Below are 17,689 nucleotides of genomic sequence, written 5' to 3'. Positions count from 1 at the left end.
TAAGCTTTAACAGGCATTTAACTCAGTTTAAATATTAAAGTGCCAATCGTAAAAATAAACATATTTATGTTACTCCAAATATTTAAAAAATTTAATAATAAATGTTTGATAAGTAATCTATACATGGCAAGCAATCATCATACTAAAATCGCCGTTATTTTGCATCCGCCGGGCTAATTAAAAGCGGCAAGGGTACTAAATGTACATTCCAACGTCTAAAATAAGCTACAAAACCATGGCGGTGCAGGCGCTATTATTAATGCAAACTATTTTGGCATGCTTATGGAATAGATAACGGTGATGACATATTTCAATAAAAACGCTTCTGTTATCTATACAGATAACAAAGGCAGGCAAATAGATACTTTTGTAATTTTTGATACCGACGAGGTAACCGGGTTAACACATATTAACCACGAAAACCTGCGTGTGCCGGCTGACAGCCTTGCCCTTCATGCAAAAACTGTCGGGCTGTATCATATGCCTCTGGCAGATGCCTTTAGTTTTGAAATACTAAATAAATTAAAAGAGAAGTATCTTAAGATAGATATTGAGCGCAAAACCCTGCAAATGCAGCCCGAAAAACAAAACGCAAACATGTACTTACTTTCTAAAGCTTCGTAGTTATGAAAATCGCCTATAAAAAATCAAATAAAACCGAAAATGATACCTGCCTGGTGATCAACCTTAGGAAGTTACCTACTTTAAAAGAAATTCACTACGCTTTAACCGAATTTCCGGGCAGATTTGCATAATATACTATGCAATAAATGCTTACAGATAAGTTATACGAACTTTTATCTCAGGCAATTACTGCTATCCGTACATCATTACAAATGCGGTATAATAAGTTACAACTAACTTATATACCGCATTTGCCGCTTTCTACCTTTGCGCCGGCACAACACAAAATGCTAATTTCTTAGCAAGGCCATTTCAAAATTATTTCCCTGTATAGCTTATTATCATATAAAAGATTTAACTTACAGGTGTTTAGCCGGATAAGCTTTTCATGCGCAAGAAATATCTGATCACATCCTGAGATAAAAAAAATGGGATCTGGAAGCCGTATTAAAATATAAACCAACATAACAGATCAAATATTTATCGATTTAACATTTAGGTAATAACATAATGTTTCTTTTGCAAACTTAAATAAGCAGGGATGTATAATTTACAGTTACTTTCAGATCATCAGTTGCAGCAAATGTTGTTAGAAAGTAATTACGACGCCTTTACCGAACTTTATTCCCGTTATCAAACCGAACTGCACCGGTTTTTATTCAGGTTCCTGCAGTCCTCAACCGCTACCGAGGATGCCGCGCAGGATGTGTTTACCAAAATTTGGGAGAATCGTAGTAAGCTGCAAAATGTAAAGGTATTTAAGGCTTACCTGTTTGTAGTAGCCCGTAACCATGCCTTAGATAGCCTCAAAAAAGGGTTTCGGTCGGGCAATACCATTAAGGAGATCACCGAAAGCTTTTCTTACCAAAGCCGGTCTGCCGAGGATGACCTGGTAAGTAAAGAATATTTAAACTTTATTGAAAAAACGCTACATGCCATCCCCCACCGCTCCAGGGAAATATTTTTGCTATGCCGCGAACAAAACAAATCATACGATGAAGTGGCTACAGATTTAGGCATATCACGCAACGCGGTAAAAAACCACATGGTGTTTGCCATGAAGGTATTGCGTGCCAATACCGAAAGGGATTTGGGTATCACTTTAAGCCTTTTGCTGGCCGCTATTTACAAGCACTAATACTTTTCTGAAAAAAAAGTAATTTTCTTGCTACCCTGATTTCCGCTTTTGCAGTCTTAGTATTAAAGAGCAATTGAATTAATGCAGGACGATCACTACAGGTTATTGGTAAAAAGGTATCTCGAAAAAAAATCGGGCGCGGATGAGTTGGAGGTATTTGCCCATTTACTAAACGAAGGCAAACTGGATAAATACTTACAGGAGGCTATGGATGCCGATATCAGCGCTATTACCAACGGCGAAACCGATGTGGTTAAAACCCTGGGCAGCAAAAAAAACAACTGGCTGCCATGGCTAAAAATAGTGAGTGCTGCTTCTGTGCTGCTCATCCTGTCTGCAGGTTTGTATATTTATTTAAAACCGGCTAAACATTTATCCGTTGCCAAACAACTTGTAAAAAAAGATTTTACACCGGGCAGTAACAAGGCCATTCTTACACTGGCCAATGGCTCTCAGATAAACCTTAGCGATGTAAAGAATGGTGTACTGGCACAACAGGGCGCGGCATATATCAATAAATCGGCCCGGGGGAATATTACTTACCAGGCGGCAAATACCCCATCAACAGTTACAACACCTGCAGCAGCATTGCTTAACACCATCAGCACCCCCAAAGGCGGCCAGTACCAGGTTACCCTGCCCGATGGTACGCATGCCTGGCTTAATGCCGCATCATCTATTCGTTTCCCTGCTGTTTTTTCGGGTACCGAACGTAAGGTTGCCATTACCGGCGAGGTATATTTTGAGGTTACCAAAAATAAGCACAAGCCCTTTATTGTTACCTGTGCCAATCAGCAGCTAACCGTTTTAGGTACCCATTTTAATGTAAATGCCTACGCTGATGAAAAAGCGATAAAAACAACCCTGCTGGAAGGTAGCGTAAATGTAACCAACGGTACCCGGGCGGTAATTTTAAAGCCGGGGCAGCAATCAAAACTATCTGCAGATGATAACAGCCTGTTAGTAACAGATAATGCCGATACGGAAGAAGCCACAGCCTGGAAGAATGGCATGTTCCTTTTTAACCAGGCCGATATTAAAACGGTTATGAGCCAGATAAGCCGCTGGTATGATGTTGATGTGAAATTTGAAGGGCCGCTGCCGGCAGACCATTACCGTGGTAAAATATCAAGAAATGTAAACGCATCTAAAGTGTTGAGCATACTTGAACTAAGTGGAATAAAATTTAAAATAGAAGGGAAAACAATTATCGTAAAATAATTACCAGCAGCAAAAACAGCAGCGGCAAGGCCGGCGCTTAAAAGTTTGCTCATAAAAAAGCCGGAACGTGTTACGAGCACAATCCGGCAAAAGCAGGGCAAACGTTATTACAAGATTTTTTCTGAACCAAACTAACAACCAAACCCTACCAAATACAAAGGTATGCAATTTTATATTTCTGCTATCCGGCTATTTAACGATATCCGGGCAGGCAAAGGACGATCAAATACAGAGGCTATTCAACGTTACTTTAGTCAAACCCCTATTAAACTAATATTCAGACGAATGAAACTGATCTTTATGATGATGCTTGCAGGGTGTTTGCAGCTTAGTGCTGCCGGCTTTGGCCAAAACATCAGCATAACACAGAAAGGTGCACGGCTTGAAAGCATTTTCAAGACCATCGAAAAACAAACCAGGTACACCTTCTTTTACAAGGTAGAACTTATCAGCAAGCTAAACAGGGTAAGTGTAGACATTAAAGACCAGCCGGTAGAAAAAGCATTAAACAACCTGCTGAAGGACCAGCCGGTAACCTACAAGATTGTAGATAATGTAATTATTATCAACGGTAAAGAAACTGTAACTAAGGTTAGTTATAACCCCGTTACCATTACCGGTACAGTAAAAGACAGTAAAGGCCAAACAATGCCCGGTGTTACCGTTAGCGTAAAAGATGGTAACATGACCACCCTGACCGATGCAAACGGAAACTTTAAAATTACAGCGGATGAGCGTGCTACGCTTGTCATCACATCTATAGGCTACAAACGGCAGGAAATTTTGCTGAACGGGCAAACCACACTCAGCATTGTTTTACAGGATGATGTTAACCAACTGCAGGATATTGTGGTGGTAGGTTACGGTACGCAAAAAAAATCTGACGTAACCGGGGCTGTAGGTTCTTTAAAGCTTTCTAACGTTAGGGACCGCTCGGTTGGTTCGGTTACCGAAATGCTGCAGGGCCAGGTAGCGGGCGTTACCGTTTTAAATGAAGGCGGCGACCCAACAGCTGCCCCTAATATCCGCTTACGCGGCCAAAGCTCATTTAATGCCGAAGGCCCTTTAACCGTAGTAGACGGTACCATTTATAACGGCGGCCCGATAGACCCGAATGATATCGAATCTATTGATGTGTTAAAAGATTCTTATGCGGCAATTTACGGTGCAAAGGCAGCCGGCGGTGTGATACTGATCACTACCAAAAGAGGCAAAAAAGGCACTACCAACTTGGATATATCTGTAAAGGGCGGTGTACAAAATTCCCTGAAGATTTTACAGGCCTTAAACGCTGCGGATTATGCCGATGCCATTAACCAGGCTTATGATAATGCAGGCAAAGCAAGGCTACCGGCATTTGATGCAACCATCAACCCGGATTCGCGCGTAACGCGTACCAACTGGCCAAATGCCCTTTTCAGGACAGGTTACATTCAGGATTATAACTTAAACATAAGCGGCGGCAGCGAAAAATCAACATTCTATGTATCCGGCGGCTATCGTAAAAACGATGCGATATTGTTAAACACCAACTCGATACGGTATAACTTCAGGGTAAATTCCGATCATCAGATCAAAAATTGGTTAAGGATGGGCGAAAGCATGTCGTTCTCTTATAACAACGGGCAGGGCGCCAACACTACAAGCGCTTATACCGGCGCTATATTATCAGCCATATTTTATCCGCCGAATGCACCAATTTACAACCCCGACGGAAGCTTTGGAGGTGTACCTTCCCAATATGCCGGTTCATACGGCGATGTGATAAACCCGGTAGCTTACCTAAAACGTTTAGATAACAGCAATGCAATAACCAGCTTTACCATCAACCCCTATGTAGAGGTTAGCTTAATTAAGGGCTTAAAGTTCCGCTCTAACTTGGGTATTACCAAAAACCTGCAAACGGTTAAAAACTTTAGCACCAGGGTATTGGAGCCGGGCAAAAAATTCTTTGATAACTTTCTGTTTCAGGCAAATTATAACACCAGGAACATTTTGGCAGAGCAAACCTTAAATTTCGACAGGATTTTTGGCGATCATCATATCACTGCGCTGGCAGGTTATACCTACCAGAATGATACACAAGACTTTTTTAGTGTAAATACCGATAATTACCTGAGCGAAGATCCGGCTTACCGTTATCTTATCAACGGCACGCTTAACCCAACAGGTGTACCGCTGCAAGGCAACAAAAACGAATCTGCACTGATCTCTTATTTAGGCCGCGTAGGATACGACTATAAAGGCAAATATTTTTTAAACGCCATTATCCGCCGGGATGCATCATCACTTATAGGTGTTGCCAGGCGTACACAAAACTATCCTGGCTTATCTGCAGGCTGGCTGATCAGTAAAGAGCCGTTCTTCCCTACAGATGGTTTGGTATCATTTGCTAAACTGCGTGCAAGTTACGGCCAGTCTGGTAACCTGGCAGGTTTACCAAACTTCCCCACTTCGGTATCACTTACCAAAACTTCGGGCTACCTGGGTAGCCCTGCAACAGTAGTTACAGGTTCGGCGGTAGATGGTATTGCCAATTTAGGTATAGGCTGGGAAAAAGCCACACAAACCGATCTGGGTTTTGACCTGGGCTTATTTAATGGCCAGCTTAATATCACCGGTGATGTATTTATTAAAAAGAACACGCAATTCATATTTCAGCCGCCTGTTGCGGCCGTGTTCGGGGTATCCAACCCGCCATTTGTAAATGGTGGCGCTATCCAAAACAAGGGTGCTGAATTAAGTATCAAATATCAGGGCAGCGTTGGCCAGCTGCGTTATAACTTTGCAGCTAATGGCTCTTACATTAAAAACACTATTCAGGATATTTTGCCGGGGCAACAGCTTATCTTATCAACCCCTACGGTTAGGGATAACCTGGTTCCGGTTCAGTTAAGGCAAGGGTATTCGCTGTATTCATTCTTCGGCTACCGCACTGCCGGCCTGTTCCAAACGCAGGATGAGGTAAACAGCTACACGGGGCCTACCGGTACGGCCATACAGCCAAATGCCAAACCCGGCGACATCAAGTTTCTTGATCTTAACGGCGATGGTAAACTTAACGATGCCGACAAAACTTACCTGGGCACACCGTTCCCTAAATTTACCTATGGCTTTACGGCAAACTTTAATTACGGCGCGTTTGATTTAAGCGTGTTTTTACAGGGTATAACCGGCAACAAAATTTTTAACGCCATAAAATATACCGGCCTTAATGCTTCCATCCAAAATTATAACCTTTTGGCTGATGCTAAAAACGCCTGGACCCCTACCAACACCAATACCACCATACCAAGGTTATCTGCAAGTGATGCTAACGGCAACTTTGGTAACGTATCTGACTTTTATGTAGAAAGCGGCGCCTACATGCGCATCAAAAATGTAACACTTGGTTACACATTGCCAAAATCGTTTATGGATAAAATAGGCATCCGCAGTGCAAGGGTATTTGCCAATGCGCAAAACCTGGCCACATTCACCAAATACACAGGGCTGGACCCTGAAGTAGGCATTGGCCAGAATGGTGTGGATCTGGGTCTGTACCCGCAGTCGAGGATTGTTTTAATAGGGCTTAATGTAGGCTTATAATTACAGGTAACAACTATTTAAGGAGAAAATTGAAATGAAATTCATAAAAATAATAAGTAAATGCCTGCTTGTTTTAAGCGTAGCTGCATTTATACAGGGCTGTAAAAAAAGTACTTTAGATAACATAAAGCCAACCGGCACCCCAACCACAAGTAACTTCTGGAAAACGGCCGCCGATGCGCAACAGGCTGCCAACGGCTTGTATGAAAAACAAAGCAATAGCGAAGATATGTACGGCAGGGGTTTCTTCTGGTTTATCAATGCCAGCGATGACATGGTAGTTGGCCGTACCTCGGGCGACCGCGAAAACATCAAAAACTTTGTTTGTACCGGCAACGAGGGCAGCATATATGCCCCGTGGCAGTTGCATTTTGTGGTGATGAAAAGGGCTAACGATGTTATTGCCAACGTACCTGTCATTAATATGGACCAGGCAACCAAAAACTTTATTTTGGGCCAGGCTTATTTTGTGCATGCCGTAATGCACCTGGAAATAGCCGACCTGTACGGAAGCGATAAACTGGGTGCGCCGCTGCAAAGCAGGGATAACCCACTGGCGTTCCCTTCACAGTTACCATCTGTTAAAGATAACTATGCGTACATCACTGCCGACCTAAAAAAAGCAGCAGCATTATTGCCTTATTTTGATAAGCTTGCCGCTACAGACCGCGGCAGGGCGCATAAAACTGCCGCCTGGGCTTATTTAGCTAAAGCTTACCTGCATGCAAAAGATTACGCCAATGCAGAGAAGTATGCAGATTCGGTTATTACCAGCGGCAAACATGCTTTATTAAGCAACTATGCTGATGTATTTAAAATAGCCAACAACTACAGCAGCGAGTATGTATGGTCGGTAGCCAGCAGCTTAAACGGGCAAAGCATTTTACCCGGCGCAATGCTGGAGAACAAAGGCTGGGGCCTGTACAACGGTTTTGGCTATTTCCAGCCAACTAAAGAACTGGTTGATGAGTTTGAAACCGGCGATAAACGTTTAGCCGCTACCATTCTTAAAAAGGATGACACCTTTCCATATTTTGGGCAAACTTATACCTACCCTATAGGTGGTAAAAGCAACAGCCTTACAGGTTACCAGTTTAACAAATATATGGAGCCCTTTAGCTATGCCGGCGGCATACACATCAGCCCGAATGGTGATGAACCATCTACCGATCTTAACGTGCCGCTATTGCGCTATGCCGAGGTAATACTGATTAAGGCAGAAGCTAAACTGATGCAGGGTAAAAACGCCGATACGGAGATTAACCTTGTTCGCCAGCGCGCAGGTTTGGCAGCAATTACCGGTGCCACCATGGCTAACCTGAAACACGAACGCCGCGTGGAACTTGCCGGCGAATGGAGCGACCGTAACTTTGACCTTGTACGCTGGGGTGATGCGCAGGCCACTTATGCAAAACCGCTGCATGGTGCAACCGGCTCGGTTGTTTGGAAAGCCCGTAACTTTGACCCTGCACGTGATAACGTTTGGCCTATCCCGCCAAAAGATATCCAGATTAGCCAGGGCCAGCTAAAACAAAATGCAGGCTGGTAGTTTTAAACATTTAACCAAAAGCCGGTGCACAGCCGGCTTTTGGTATTAACAACAATAAAAAAATGATACATAAGCTATTTTTTTTAGGCGCCATGCTTTTTGCCGGCCATGTTGCCAGCGGGCAAATTAAACCCTACACCGTTGCCGATGCCCATTCACATAACGATTATAAGAACAGCATCCCCTTTTACCGTGCCTACCAAAAGGGATTTGGCTCTATAGAAGCAGATGTATATGCCGTAAACGGGCGATTAATGGTTGCCCACGGTAAAAAGGAGATCACAGATAACCGGTCGTTAAAAAGCCTGTACCTTTACCCATTGGCCGAAGCGCTTCAGCGCGACCCGCAAAGACGGTTAAGGCTGCTGATAGAGATAAAGGAAGATTACAAAGCGGTGTTACCTTTAGTAGTAGCAGAGTTAAAACCTTTGGCAGCTTATATCTCTTCCCCTGCGCATGCAGGCCGTTTATCCATCGTGATGACGGGTGCCGTACCGCCCGCAGCAGAAATGCTGAACTACCCCGACTGGATCACTTTTGATGTAGACCATCTGGATGGCTTTACCTCACAACAATGGCAAAAAATTGGCCTGGTAAGCTTCCCTTTAAGCAAGTATGTTAAATGGAATGGCAAAGGTGTGCTCAACAGCGCCGAAATAAGCCGTGTAAAAGGCGCTATAGACAGCGTTCATCAGGCCGGTAAAATGATACGGTTTTGGGAGAGCCCTGATACTAAAAGCAGCTGGCTGGCCTTGATGCGTTTAGGTGTAGATGTTATCGGCACCGATAAAATTGAAGAGCTGGGCGATTTTTTAAACAAAAAAGCCAAAAACGAATATTCGGCACCGCAACCCTACCCTATTTATCACCCCACTTATAAAACAGACGGAGCGGTAAAAAAAGTTAAAAACATTATCTTATGTATCGGCGATGGTATGGGGCTATCACAGATCTATGCTACCTACACCGCCAACAGGGGCCAGCTTAATATCTTCCAGATGCTCAATATCGGCTTTTCGATTACCAACTCGGCAGATGCTTACATCACCGACTCGGCTGCCGGGGCTACCGCATTTGCATCCGGGCAAAAAACAGATGATCGCGCTATCGGAGTAGACCCTGCCGGGAAGCCCCTGAAATCCTTAGCCGTTTACAGCGCCGAAGCCGGCAAAAAAACCGCAGATATCGTTGTATGCGAATTAACTGATGCTACCCCTGCGGCTTTTTATGCCCATCAAAGCGAAAGAAGCAACAGCAGCGCCATTGCCGCCGATATCCTTAAATCACCGGTAGATATTTTCTTAGGCTCGGCCTATCAGGATTTTACGGTAAAGGTAAACGGTGAATCTGTTATAGATAAAATGAAAAAGAGAGGTTATACCGTTGCCCGCACCTTTGATGAATTTTTAAAAACGCCCGCAACAAAGGTTCTGGGTTTGATGGATGACAGTGTAACCCGCCCTAAAATAGCGGGCAGGGGCAATTATCTGCCGCAGGCCTTTAACAAGGTAAGCACTGCCTTTAAAAACAGCCCTAAAGGCTTTTTTATGATGATAGAAGGATCGCAGATAGACCACGGGGGCCATAACAATAACCTGGCACAGGTAATTACCGAAAATGCTGATTTTGACAGCACCGTTGGCGAAGCCCTGCGCTTTGCGGATGAAGACGGTGAAACGCTGGTAATTGTAACTGCCGACCATGAAACCGGCGGCCTTACCCTGCTTGACGGTGACATAAGCAAAGGCTATGTACTGGGCGATTTTAGCACTAACGACCATACAGGGACGCCCGTACCTGTATTTGCCTACGGCCTGCACTCGGGTGATTTTAGGGGCGTTTACAGCAACACGCAGATTTTTAACAAAATATTAAAGCTGATCAAATAAGCATGGGATAACCAAAATCCCTACTTTACTAAAAACCCGCTTTACAATGTGTAAAGCGGGTAAATTTGGCTTCAGATCAAGCCTTTAGGAAAGGGTAATCGGTATATCCTTTTTCCCCTCCTCCGTACATCGTAGAATGATCCAAGGTGTTGAACGCTGCATCCAGTTCAAACCGCTTGGGCAGGTCGGGGTTGGCAATAAATAACGAGCCGTAAGAAATTATTTGAGCGATGCCCTTTTTCAGTTCCGCTTCCCCGCTATCTTTATCGAAGCCTGCATTGGCGATGACCAGGTGCTTACTTATGCTGCCAAAAGTTTCTACAGCGTTTTCCGGATAGTGCGGATGATTATTTAAAGGCAACACGCCGTTCATCAGATGGATATAAGCCAGCGGTAAATCGTTCAATGCTTCAATCAATGGTTTAAATTGGGCTACAGGATCACTGTTCTCTATATTATTATAATAAACCGTTGGCGATAGTTTAATACCAACTTTATCATTTCCGCATACATTTACCAATTCCTGCATCACTTGTAACACAAATCTATTGCGGTTCTCAATACTACCTCCATATTCATCCGTCCGGTGGTTTGCACTTTCCGATAAAAATTGATTCGGCAAATATCCAAATGCTGCATGTAATTCAACACCGTCAAAACCTGCTTCAAGAGCATTTCTGGCGGCCTGGCCATAATCCTTAACAATTTGTTTGATATCTGCTATGGTTAATTCCTGAGGAGTTTCATAATCTTTCATCCCCTGCGAGGTGAAATGCTGCTGCCCTTTGATCCCAACAGCCGATGGTGCCACCGGAAGTTTTCCATTTCTATCCACTGAATGCCCAACACGGCCGGTATGCCAAAGTTGTGCATATATCGCACCTCCATCATCATGAACTGATTTGGTTACTTTCTTCCAGGCATTAATTTGCTCTTTTGTGTATAAACCGGGTGTGAGTGGGCTGCCCAATGCCTGTGCTGAGATATTCACGGCCTCTGTGATTATGAGCCCGGCGCTGGCACGCTGTGTATAATACAACAAAGTGAGATCCGATACAACTCCCTCTGCATCAGCCCGGCTACGGGTCATAGGAGCCATAGCTATGGCGTTATTTAAGGTTTTGTTCCCTATCGTTACCTTTTCTAATAGTTTCATATTTTATTGTCTGATAAATATTTAAAAAATCTAAAATGTGTTAAACAACCACTAAAACGATTTTACCGTTTACACCGCCGGCCGATAGAAGATCCTGAGCTTGTGCAGCCTCTTCCAATCGGAAAGTCTTAGCAACGATGGGCCGAAGTTTTCCCTTTTTGACCAGATCCAGACCATCACTTAAACTCCTGGCTGAGATACCGGAACTGATGAATCGTGCTTCAACCTGGTACTTTTCCGCTAAATCAGCAGAAGGGGGGATCACTATGCTGAAAAGTTTACCTCCAGGTTTTAAAACTTCAAAAAGCTTGTGTTGCGATTCCCCACCGGCGCAATCTACTACCAGATCAATATCTTTTACCAATTGGGCAACATCCTGAGATTTATAATCTACCACTTCATCAGCACCCAGGCTTCGTACTAACGCAACACCCGGACCGGATGCTGTAGCTATTACATACGCCCCGGCATTTTTAGCCATTTGTACCATTGTGGCTCCCGTTGCGCCTGCTGCCCCTTGTATCAAAACCCTCTGGCCTTTGGTTAATTTTGCTTCATCAAACAAAACCGATTGTGCAGTGCCGATATTAACCACCAGAGACGCTGCTTCTTCAAACATAATATTAAGAGGTTTTAGAGCTACATCACTTTCATTCACCAGCGTGTACCCGGCATATCCGCCAGCCCTGCACACGGCAATCACCTCATCACCTGCTTTAAAATGCTTTACTTTACTCCCTGTAGCCATTACTATCCCTGCTACATCTGCGCCGGGTATAAACGGCAAACTAACAGGCCGGATCTTTTGCATAATTCCATTACGTATCTTAATATCCAAGGGGTTAACGCTGGCGGCTTTTACCTGAATCAAAACCTGGTTTTCGCTTCTGATCTCCGGCGTTGGCACATCTGCCAGTTCTATCACATCAGAATTTCCGTATGCTTTGTACTGTACTACTTTCATTATTTGATTTGTTAAATTCGTTACCGGCATTTTGCCTAACCACAGCTACAGTTGTAGTCAAAATTTTAAGATAAACTACCCTACTTCTGGTTTGGCTTATGCTGATACAAATCTATAGCATTACGAATAGGTAAAATAGCCGAAATAGACAGAAGAATAGTCTAATCCGGCAGATATAGGAGGATGATAAAAGTTAAAGAGTTTGCGAAAACTTCTTTGGAGTGATGCCGTATTGCTTTGCAAAAAGCCTGCTAAAATGGCTCAGATTTGTAAATCCCAGTTGATAGCCAACTTTAGCAACGGAATGTTTAGCCTGCTTTAATAAAAATGCGGCTTCCTGCATCCTGGCCTTCTGATAATAATTATAAATAGTATCGCCAAATGTTTGCTTAAATAGCTGCTTCAGCTTCGTTTCGCTCATTAAGGCAATAATGGCAAGTTCATGCAAAACCGGCGGAGTACTTAAGTCGTTTAAAACCACATTACGAATAGCCAGCAATTTTTCTGCGTCACTACTATTAATACTTTTAATAGCAGTGTTTTCCCTTAGTGATAACTTACTAAAAACCAAGTACATCAACTCCAATACCTTTATTTGCACATAAAAATTATTAAGGGAGTTGTTCATATCTACAGATACAACATTTTTGAGCAGCAATTGCATCTCCGGATCTAAACTTTCGAAAAAGAGAAAGGATACGTTTTCTGCTGTAATAGTTTGTATAGTACTGTTAGGCCTTTCGATGGATAATACAGAGCGTAACCGATTAGCGGTAATGCCCACAACTACGTATTGGATAATATTACCAGCCGGGAAACGAATTTCTGTGCGCAAGTCATTTGTTGACAGCAGTATGGAAGAATCCTTTTTGGGTGAGGAAGGCTTATTTCCTCCTTTAAATTTTACTTCAAGATCTTCACCATTGTTGTAAAAGAAAATAGTGCGTATGTTGTTAGGCGTTAAGGCCGGATTACGTTTTACGATCAGGTCTTCCTTCAATATATACCGGTGCATGGTCAACTTAAAATCGTCCCCAAACCCAACTTTACGTACATACCCTTCCCCGAGGTGTTTCGGAATCTCCAGTACATTGTCTCTTACAGGCACATTTAACTGCTTTGCAAACAGGGTAATAAAGTCAAAACCTGGCGCTGTTGTAAATTCAAAAATCATTTAAGAGGTTATATTTAAATCATTTAATTTATATAAGATCCTTGCTCTTAAAATAAGTCAACACATTACAATCGTATTCATATTTAACTGTTCACACCTATCTGCACAACTGCTGCACTTATCAATCGTCCGGGTTCTAATATTCTACAAGATAATCAACCTTTGGGGCTGCAAGTAATTTGTCGGCCAGATAGGCAAAAAAGTTTTTCACATACTCCTGTTCAAGATGCCATTGGTAAATTTCTTCCGAAGTATAAACTGCAAACAAAACTATAACATTGGATGCCTCTTTTTTAGTAGTTAGTATAAACGTTTCGCATCCTTCTTCCTTTAAAATCAGGCTTTGGGTTATTTCAGCTTTCTGGAGTACAATGTTTATCATTTCGGTACGAACTGTAAATTCTACATGCGTTATTACCTTACCGTTTTTCATTTATTGAAGTTTAATACTATTGTTTAATATTGACTATTATTAATTTATTTGACGGCTGTTCTCACACTTTTCAGTACAGATCCTTCAAACATTTTATAGGCATAACTTTGAAGGAAGAGGATCATACCAGTCATTTTCCCTACCGGGTTGCTAAATTTGGGGTCTTTGGCATCAATCAGTTTGATAATAGTACCCACCACGGCATCAGGTGCTTCTGCTTCGTTAAGTCCTTTTTGCGTAAAAGCATTTACCTGGCGTCGGTAAGTATCATAATCAGCAATGCCTTCGGTAGCAGCTACCGCGTTATGGCCCAGGTTTGTTTTAAACCATACGGGCTCCACAACGCTCACCTTAATATTAAACTGGTTCAATTCAAATCGCAGTGACTTAAAATAGCCTTCAACGGCATGTTTGGATGCAGCATAGAAAGAAAGATTAGGCGGGCCTATCAGGCCAACGATGGAACTTACCGTAATGATCTGACCGGATCTTTGTTTCCTGAAGATCGGCAGCAGTGCATTAGTCACCTTTACCGTACCCCAAAAGTTGGTTTCAAATTGTTGCTTACCTATTTCTATAGGCGTTTCCTCTGCAATACCGGTTACCATAAAACCCGCGTTGTTAACCAGCACATCCAGCTTGCTGGTTTCTTTGGCAAGTGCCTGGCTAAATGCAGCAATCGAAGCATCATCAGCTATATCCAGCTGTAATAACTTAAATGATACCTTGCCTTTATATTTTTCGGGCTCGCGGCTGGTGCCGATCACATTAAAACCCTTTTGCTGCAAACTATTAGCAAGCATTAAACCAAAGCCTGAAGAGGCACCTGTAATTAAAATTGTTTTTTTCATGATTTTTAAGATTTCGTTGTTTAATATTCTTTTTGTTGTTTTTGTAATAACTCACAATACTGTATCAATCGATACAGTATTGATTAAAAAAAAGGCTTATTCAAAAGACCGAAGGCTAAAGTCGATAAATGCCTTTAACTTTTGGGTGTCTTTCTCAATAGACTTTGTCGTGTTCAGCCCGGTCCATAAGTTAAGCAAGTAAACATCCCATAACTCCTGCGGTATTTTAGGATGAATAATGCCAGCTTTGCTGGCGCGCAGTAATGCTGTTGAAAACGCCCGTACAATATTGGTGATGTGGCCAATTGCATTACCCTTCAGCTCTCCGTCCCCCACCTGGATGATCGCATTACTAAAGTAGCAACCAAACTGCCCGAAAAGGCCCTCCTCATCTGCCATCACATAATAATATTGCCTTAGCACCTCAATCGGGTTTTCAACCGTTTTCAGCATCGATAAGGCATAGGTAGGATAAACGGAAAAAAAGCGGTTCATAGATTTGACGAAAAGTTCCTGTTTTCCGCCTTTGTAGGCCAGGTAAAAGCTGCCCATGCCTATTCCCATTGCTTTTTGCAAATCACGAGAAGAAGCATTATCGTAGCCTTTTTCCCAAAAAACTTTGATCGCCTTATCCAGCGCTTCTTCTTCGTTATAGATCTTATTCCTGCCTGCCATAATTAAGATAACTGATGCAAATATACATATTGTATCAATCGATACAATTTAATTAAATAAATTTTATCTCTAATTTCACGATATTAACGTTTCAACTTTTTTGATATTTTGATATAGGTGCAAACAAAAAGCCTGTAAATTAAAACTTACAGGCTTAAATACATTTAAGTATTTGGTTAAGCGGTGAGGGAGGGATTCGAACCCTCGGTACAGTTTCCCGTACGTCAGTTTAGCAAACTGATCCTTTCGGCCTCTCAGGCACCTCACCGGTTGTTTCTCAGTAATACTCCCTTTTTTCAGGGACTGCAAATATAGTAATTAGGATAAGCTGACAAAAAAATAAATCAGATTTTTAATAATCTATTCTAACGTGATAAATACTCATCAGCATCCGCTTAAATATTTGTTTAATTGTTTCCAAATCCTTTAAAGTTATGTTACTGTCATTCAATTGATTTTGATCGAGTTTGTACTTTACAATACGATCTACCAGGATGCTGATCGATTCCTCATCGGGCTCTTTTAATGAACGCGAAGCAGCCTCAACAGAGTCGGCCAGCATCAAAACACCGGCTTCTTTTGAGAAAGGAATAGGCCCGGGATAGCGAAAAATATTCTCGTTGATGAATTTCTCAGGGAAATTCTTCAAAAACGACTGGTAAAAATAATCTACCCGGGTATTACCATGATGAGTACGTATAAAGTCGATTATAATCTCGGGTAGGTTAGCTCTTCTCGCCATTTCAATCCCTTTGCTTACATGGCGAATAATGATTTGGGCACTTTCTTCATAAGGTAATTTATCATGCGGATTAAAGCCCGAACTTTGATTCTCTATAAAAAAAAGCGGGTTTTCCATTTTACCAATATCGTGGTACAATGCCCCTGCCCTAACCAGTAAGGCATTGCCCCCTATTGCGAATATGGCATTTTCGGCCAGGTTAGCCACTTGCAGCGAATGCTGAAAAGTCCCGGGGGCGCTAAAGGCCATTTCGCGCAGTAAAGGCGCATTCGTATTGGTAAGCTCTATCAGCGTGATATCTGATGTGATGGCAAACACTTTCTCAAACAGATAAATAAGCGGGTAAGCCAAAAGCGTAAGCAATACGCTTACGGCAAAAGGTATAAAGTCCACCCAGTCAATTGTGGTAAAAGTGCCTTCTCTGATGAGTGAAATACCCAAAAAAGACACAAAATAGGTAAACGTGATGATCAATGCCGATATCAGGAATTGCTCGCGGCGAATAAGGTTTTTAATGCTGTAAATAGATACCATACCTGCGGTTATCTCATAAAAAGCAAATTCAAAGCTGTTAGGCACAAAAAAGCCGGCTATCATCACTACCAGCAAATGAATATTAAGGGCCAAACGGGTGTCAAATAGTATCCTGATGATAATTGGCACTATGCAATATGGTATGTAATAAAAATTTGGCAGCTGTAATTTTATAGCCAGCGACAGCGTTGCCAGCATAGCGGTTATAACCAATAAAATAAGGCTTACCAAACGGTTATCATCATAAATATCCCGCCTGAAAAGGTACAGAAAAACCATTAACAAAGTAATAGTAATGCCTACCAGTAAAAATTGCCCAAGCAATACCAGACTGCGGTTGCCATTGGTACGGGCGTTATCTTCAAAGGCCTTTTTATATGATGCCAGTTTTTGGTAAGCTTCTTCGTTAATAACAGATCCTTTGGATACTATAACATCACCCTTTTGTACCATTCCGCGGGTTGTAGATAGGTTTTCTGTAACTTCCTTTTCTAAACGCGCGGTTAATTTGGCATCATAAGTTAAATTGGGCTGCAGCCTGTCTTGTACCAAATCAAGCAGAAATGGCTTATCCAGCCCATTCACTTTACCAATTTCAAAATCACAATAGGCAATGGCACGCTCCCGCGTAAATAAATCAGCGGTGTTTTTATCTATAGCGATGTTGTTATTTAATATGGTAACAGCATAATTTTTACCTGCCTGCTGGTATTTGGGGTTTAACTTTAATATCCCTTTATCGTATGAAGCCTGTAAAACGTTAATACCGGTTTGCAGGTAAGTATTTTTTTGCCGTTCGTTTAAACCAGCGCTATGCCATTTTATTTCAAAATCAGTTTTAAAGCCTTCAATTTGCTGGCCGGCCATATCTAAATTATGCTGATAAACAGGGGTTACTGCGGCAAGAGCGGCCTTTTGGTCGGCCTGTATCTCGGCATCTGTTTTTAATATGGCAAAATTATACGGCGATATCAGCTCTTTTTGGTTCCAGATACGGCCTTTTTCATATTCGTAGCCAAATTTGGCTTGTTTGGGCAGCGCATAAACTATTACGGTAACGCTCACCAGCATCATAAAAAATTTAACATTTAGGGCGTATTTACGCAATAATGCTTTTTGCCGGGACGATGAAAGTTTTGCCATAGCCGTGT

At 42.3% G+C, this 17,689-nt stretch carries 14 protein-coding genes and 1 tRNA gene; 7 read left to right on the top strand and 8 right to left on the bottom strand.

All coding sequences use genetic code 11. The features are described from left to right. Positions 1-300 precede the first annotated feature (300 nt). The 7 genes from E2R65_RS12670 (at position 301) to E2R65_RS12645 (ending at position 10,009) form a co-directional block, all read left to right on the top strand. A complete protein-coding gene (locus E2R65_RS12670; RefSeq protein WP_134336841.1) occupies positions 301-624 on the top strand; it encodes a hypothetical protein in 324 nt (107 codons plus the stop codon). A gap of 2 nt (positions 625-626) precedes the next feature. Further along, on the top strand, positions 627-755 hold the full coding sequence (locus tag E2R65_RS19935) for a hypothetical protein (protein WP_260172193.1): 129 nt from the start codon (positions 627-629) through the stop codon (positions 753-755). Positions 756-1,165: 410 nt separating this feature from the next. After that, the gene (locus E2R65_RS12665) at positions 1,166-1,762 is read left to right on the top strand and encodes an RNA polymerase sigma factor (protein ID WP_134336840.1); all 597 of its coding nucleotides are present in this window, start codon (positions 1,166-1,168) and stop codon (positions 1,760-1,762) included. An 81-nt stretch (positions 1,763-1,843) separates the two neighbouring features. Then, positions 1,844-2,983, top strand: a complete 1,140-nt coding sequence (locus E2R65_RS12660) for a FecR family protein (RefSeq protein ID WP_134336839.1) — start codon at positions 1,844-1,846, stop codon at positions 2,981-2,983. Between the two features lie 285 nt (positions 2,984-3,268). Continuing rightward, positions 3,269-6,571, top strand: coding sequence for a TonB-dependent receptor (locus E2R65_RS12655; protein ID WP_158285275.1), 3,303 nt, complete (start codon positions 3,269-3,271; stop codon positions 6,569-6,571). Positions 6,572-6,605: 34 nt separating this feature from the next. Then, positions 6,606-8,120, top strand: coding sequence for a RagB/SusD family nutrient uptake outer membrane protein (locus tag E2R65_RS12650; protein ID WP_134336837.1), 1,515 nt, complete (start codon positions 6,606-6,608; stop codon positions 8,118-8,120). 62 nt (positions 8,121-8,182) lie between these two features. Beyond that, positions 8,183-10,009 carry an alkaline phosphatase gene (locus E2R65_RS12645; RefSeq protein ID WP_134336836.1) on the top strand — a complete coding sequence of 609 codons (1,827 nt, stop codon included), beginning with the start codon at positions 8,183-8,185 and terminating at the stop codon, positions 10,007-10,009. A 76-nt stretch (positions 10,010-10,085) separates the two neighbouring features. Here the strand turns inward: E2R65_RS12645 and E2R65_RS12640 are convergent, their stop codons facing one another. From E2R65_RS12640 to E2R65_RS12605, 8 genes are all read right to left on the bottom strand, one after another. Then, on the bottom strand, positions 10,086-11,165 hold the full coding sequence (locus E2R65_RS12640; RefSeq protein WP_134336835.1) for an alkene reductase: 1,080 nt from the start codon (positions 11,163-11,165) through the stop codon (positions 10,086-10,088). A gap of 40 nt (positions 11,166-11,205) precedes the next feature. Next, positions 11,206-12,129 (bottom strand): NADP-dependent oxidoreductase, encoded by a 924-nt coding sequence (locus E2R65_RS12635; RefSeq protein WP_134336834.1) that lies wholly within the window; start codon positions 12,127-12,129, stop codon positions 11,206-11,208. 193 nt (positions 12,130-12,322) lie between these two features. Beyond that, positions 12,323-13,303: a helix-turn-helix transcriptional regulator gene (locus tag E2R65_RS12630; protein ID WP_134336833.1), complete on the bottom strand. Its 981-nt coding sequence runs from the start codon at positions 13,301-13,303 to the stop codon at positions 12,323-12,325. A gap of 136 nt (positions 13,304-13,439) precedes the next feature. Beyond that, positions 13,440-13,736 carry a putative quinol monooxygenase gene (locus E2R65_RS12625; protein ID WP_134336832.1) on the bottom strand — a complete coding sequence of 99 codons (297 nt, stop codon included), beginning with the start codon at positions 13,734-13,736 and terminating at the stop codon, positions 13,440-13,442. Positions 13,737-13,780: 44 nt separating this feature from the next. Then, entirely contained in the window at positions 13,781-14,587 is an 807-nt protein-coding gene (locus E2R65_RS12620) for an SDR family NAD(P)-dependent oxidoreductase (RefSeq protein ID WP_134336831.1), read from the bottom strand. 96 nt (positions 14,588-14,683) lie between these two features. Further along, a complete protein-coding gene (locus E2R65_RS12615; RefSeq protein WP_134336830.1) occupies positions 14,684-15,262 on the bottom strand; it encodes a TetR/AcrR family transcriptional regulator in 579 nt (192 codons plus the stop codon). Between the two features lie 181 nt (positions 15,263-15,443). Then, positions 15,444-15,530 (bottom strand) — tRNA-Ser (locus tag E2R65_RS12610). An 84-nt stretch (positions 15,531-15,614) separates the two neighbouring features. Next, complete coding sequence (locus E2R65_RS12605; protein ID WP_134336829.1) at positions 15,615-17,681, bottom strand: HD family phosphohydrolase; 2,067 nt, start codon at positions 17,679-17,681, stop codon at positions 15,615-15,617. Between the last annotated feature and the right edge of the window lie 8 nt (positions 17,682-17,689).

The organism is Mucilaginibacter phyllosphaerae (assembly GCF_004378255.1).
Classification (GTDB): Bacteria; Bacteroidota; Bacteroidia; order Sphingobacteriales; family Sphingobacteriaceae; genus Mucilaginibacter; species Mucilaginibacter phyllosphaerae.
Note: the sequence above shows the minus strand (reverse complement) of the source record. Positions and strands in the feature narration are given on the sequence as shown.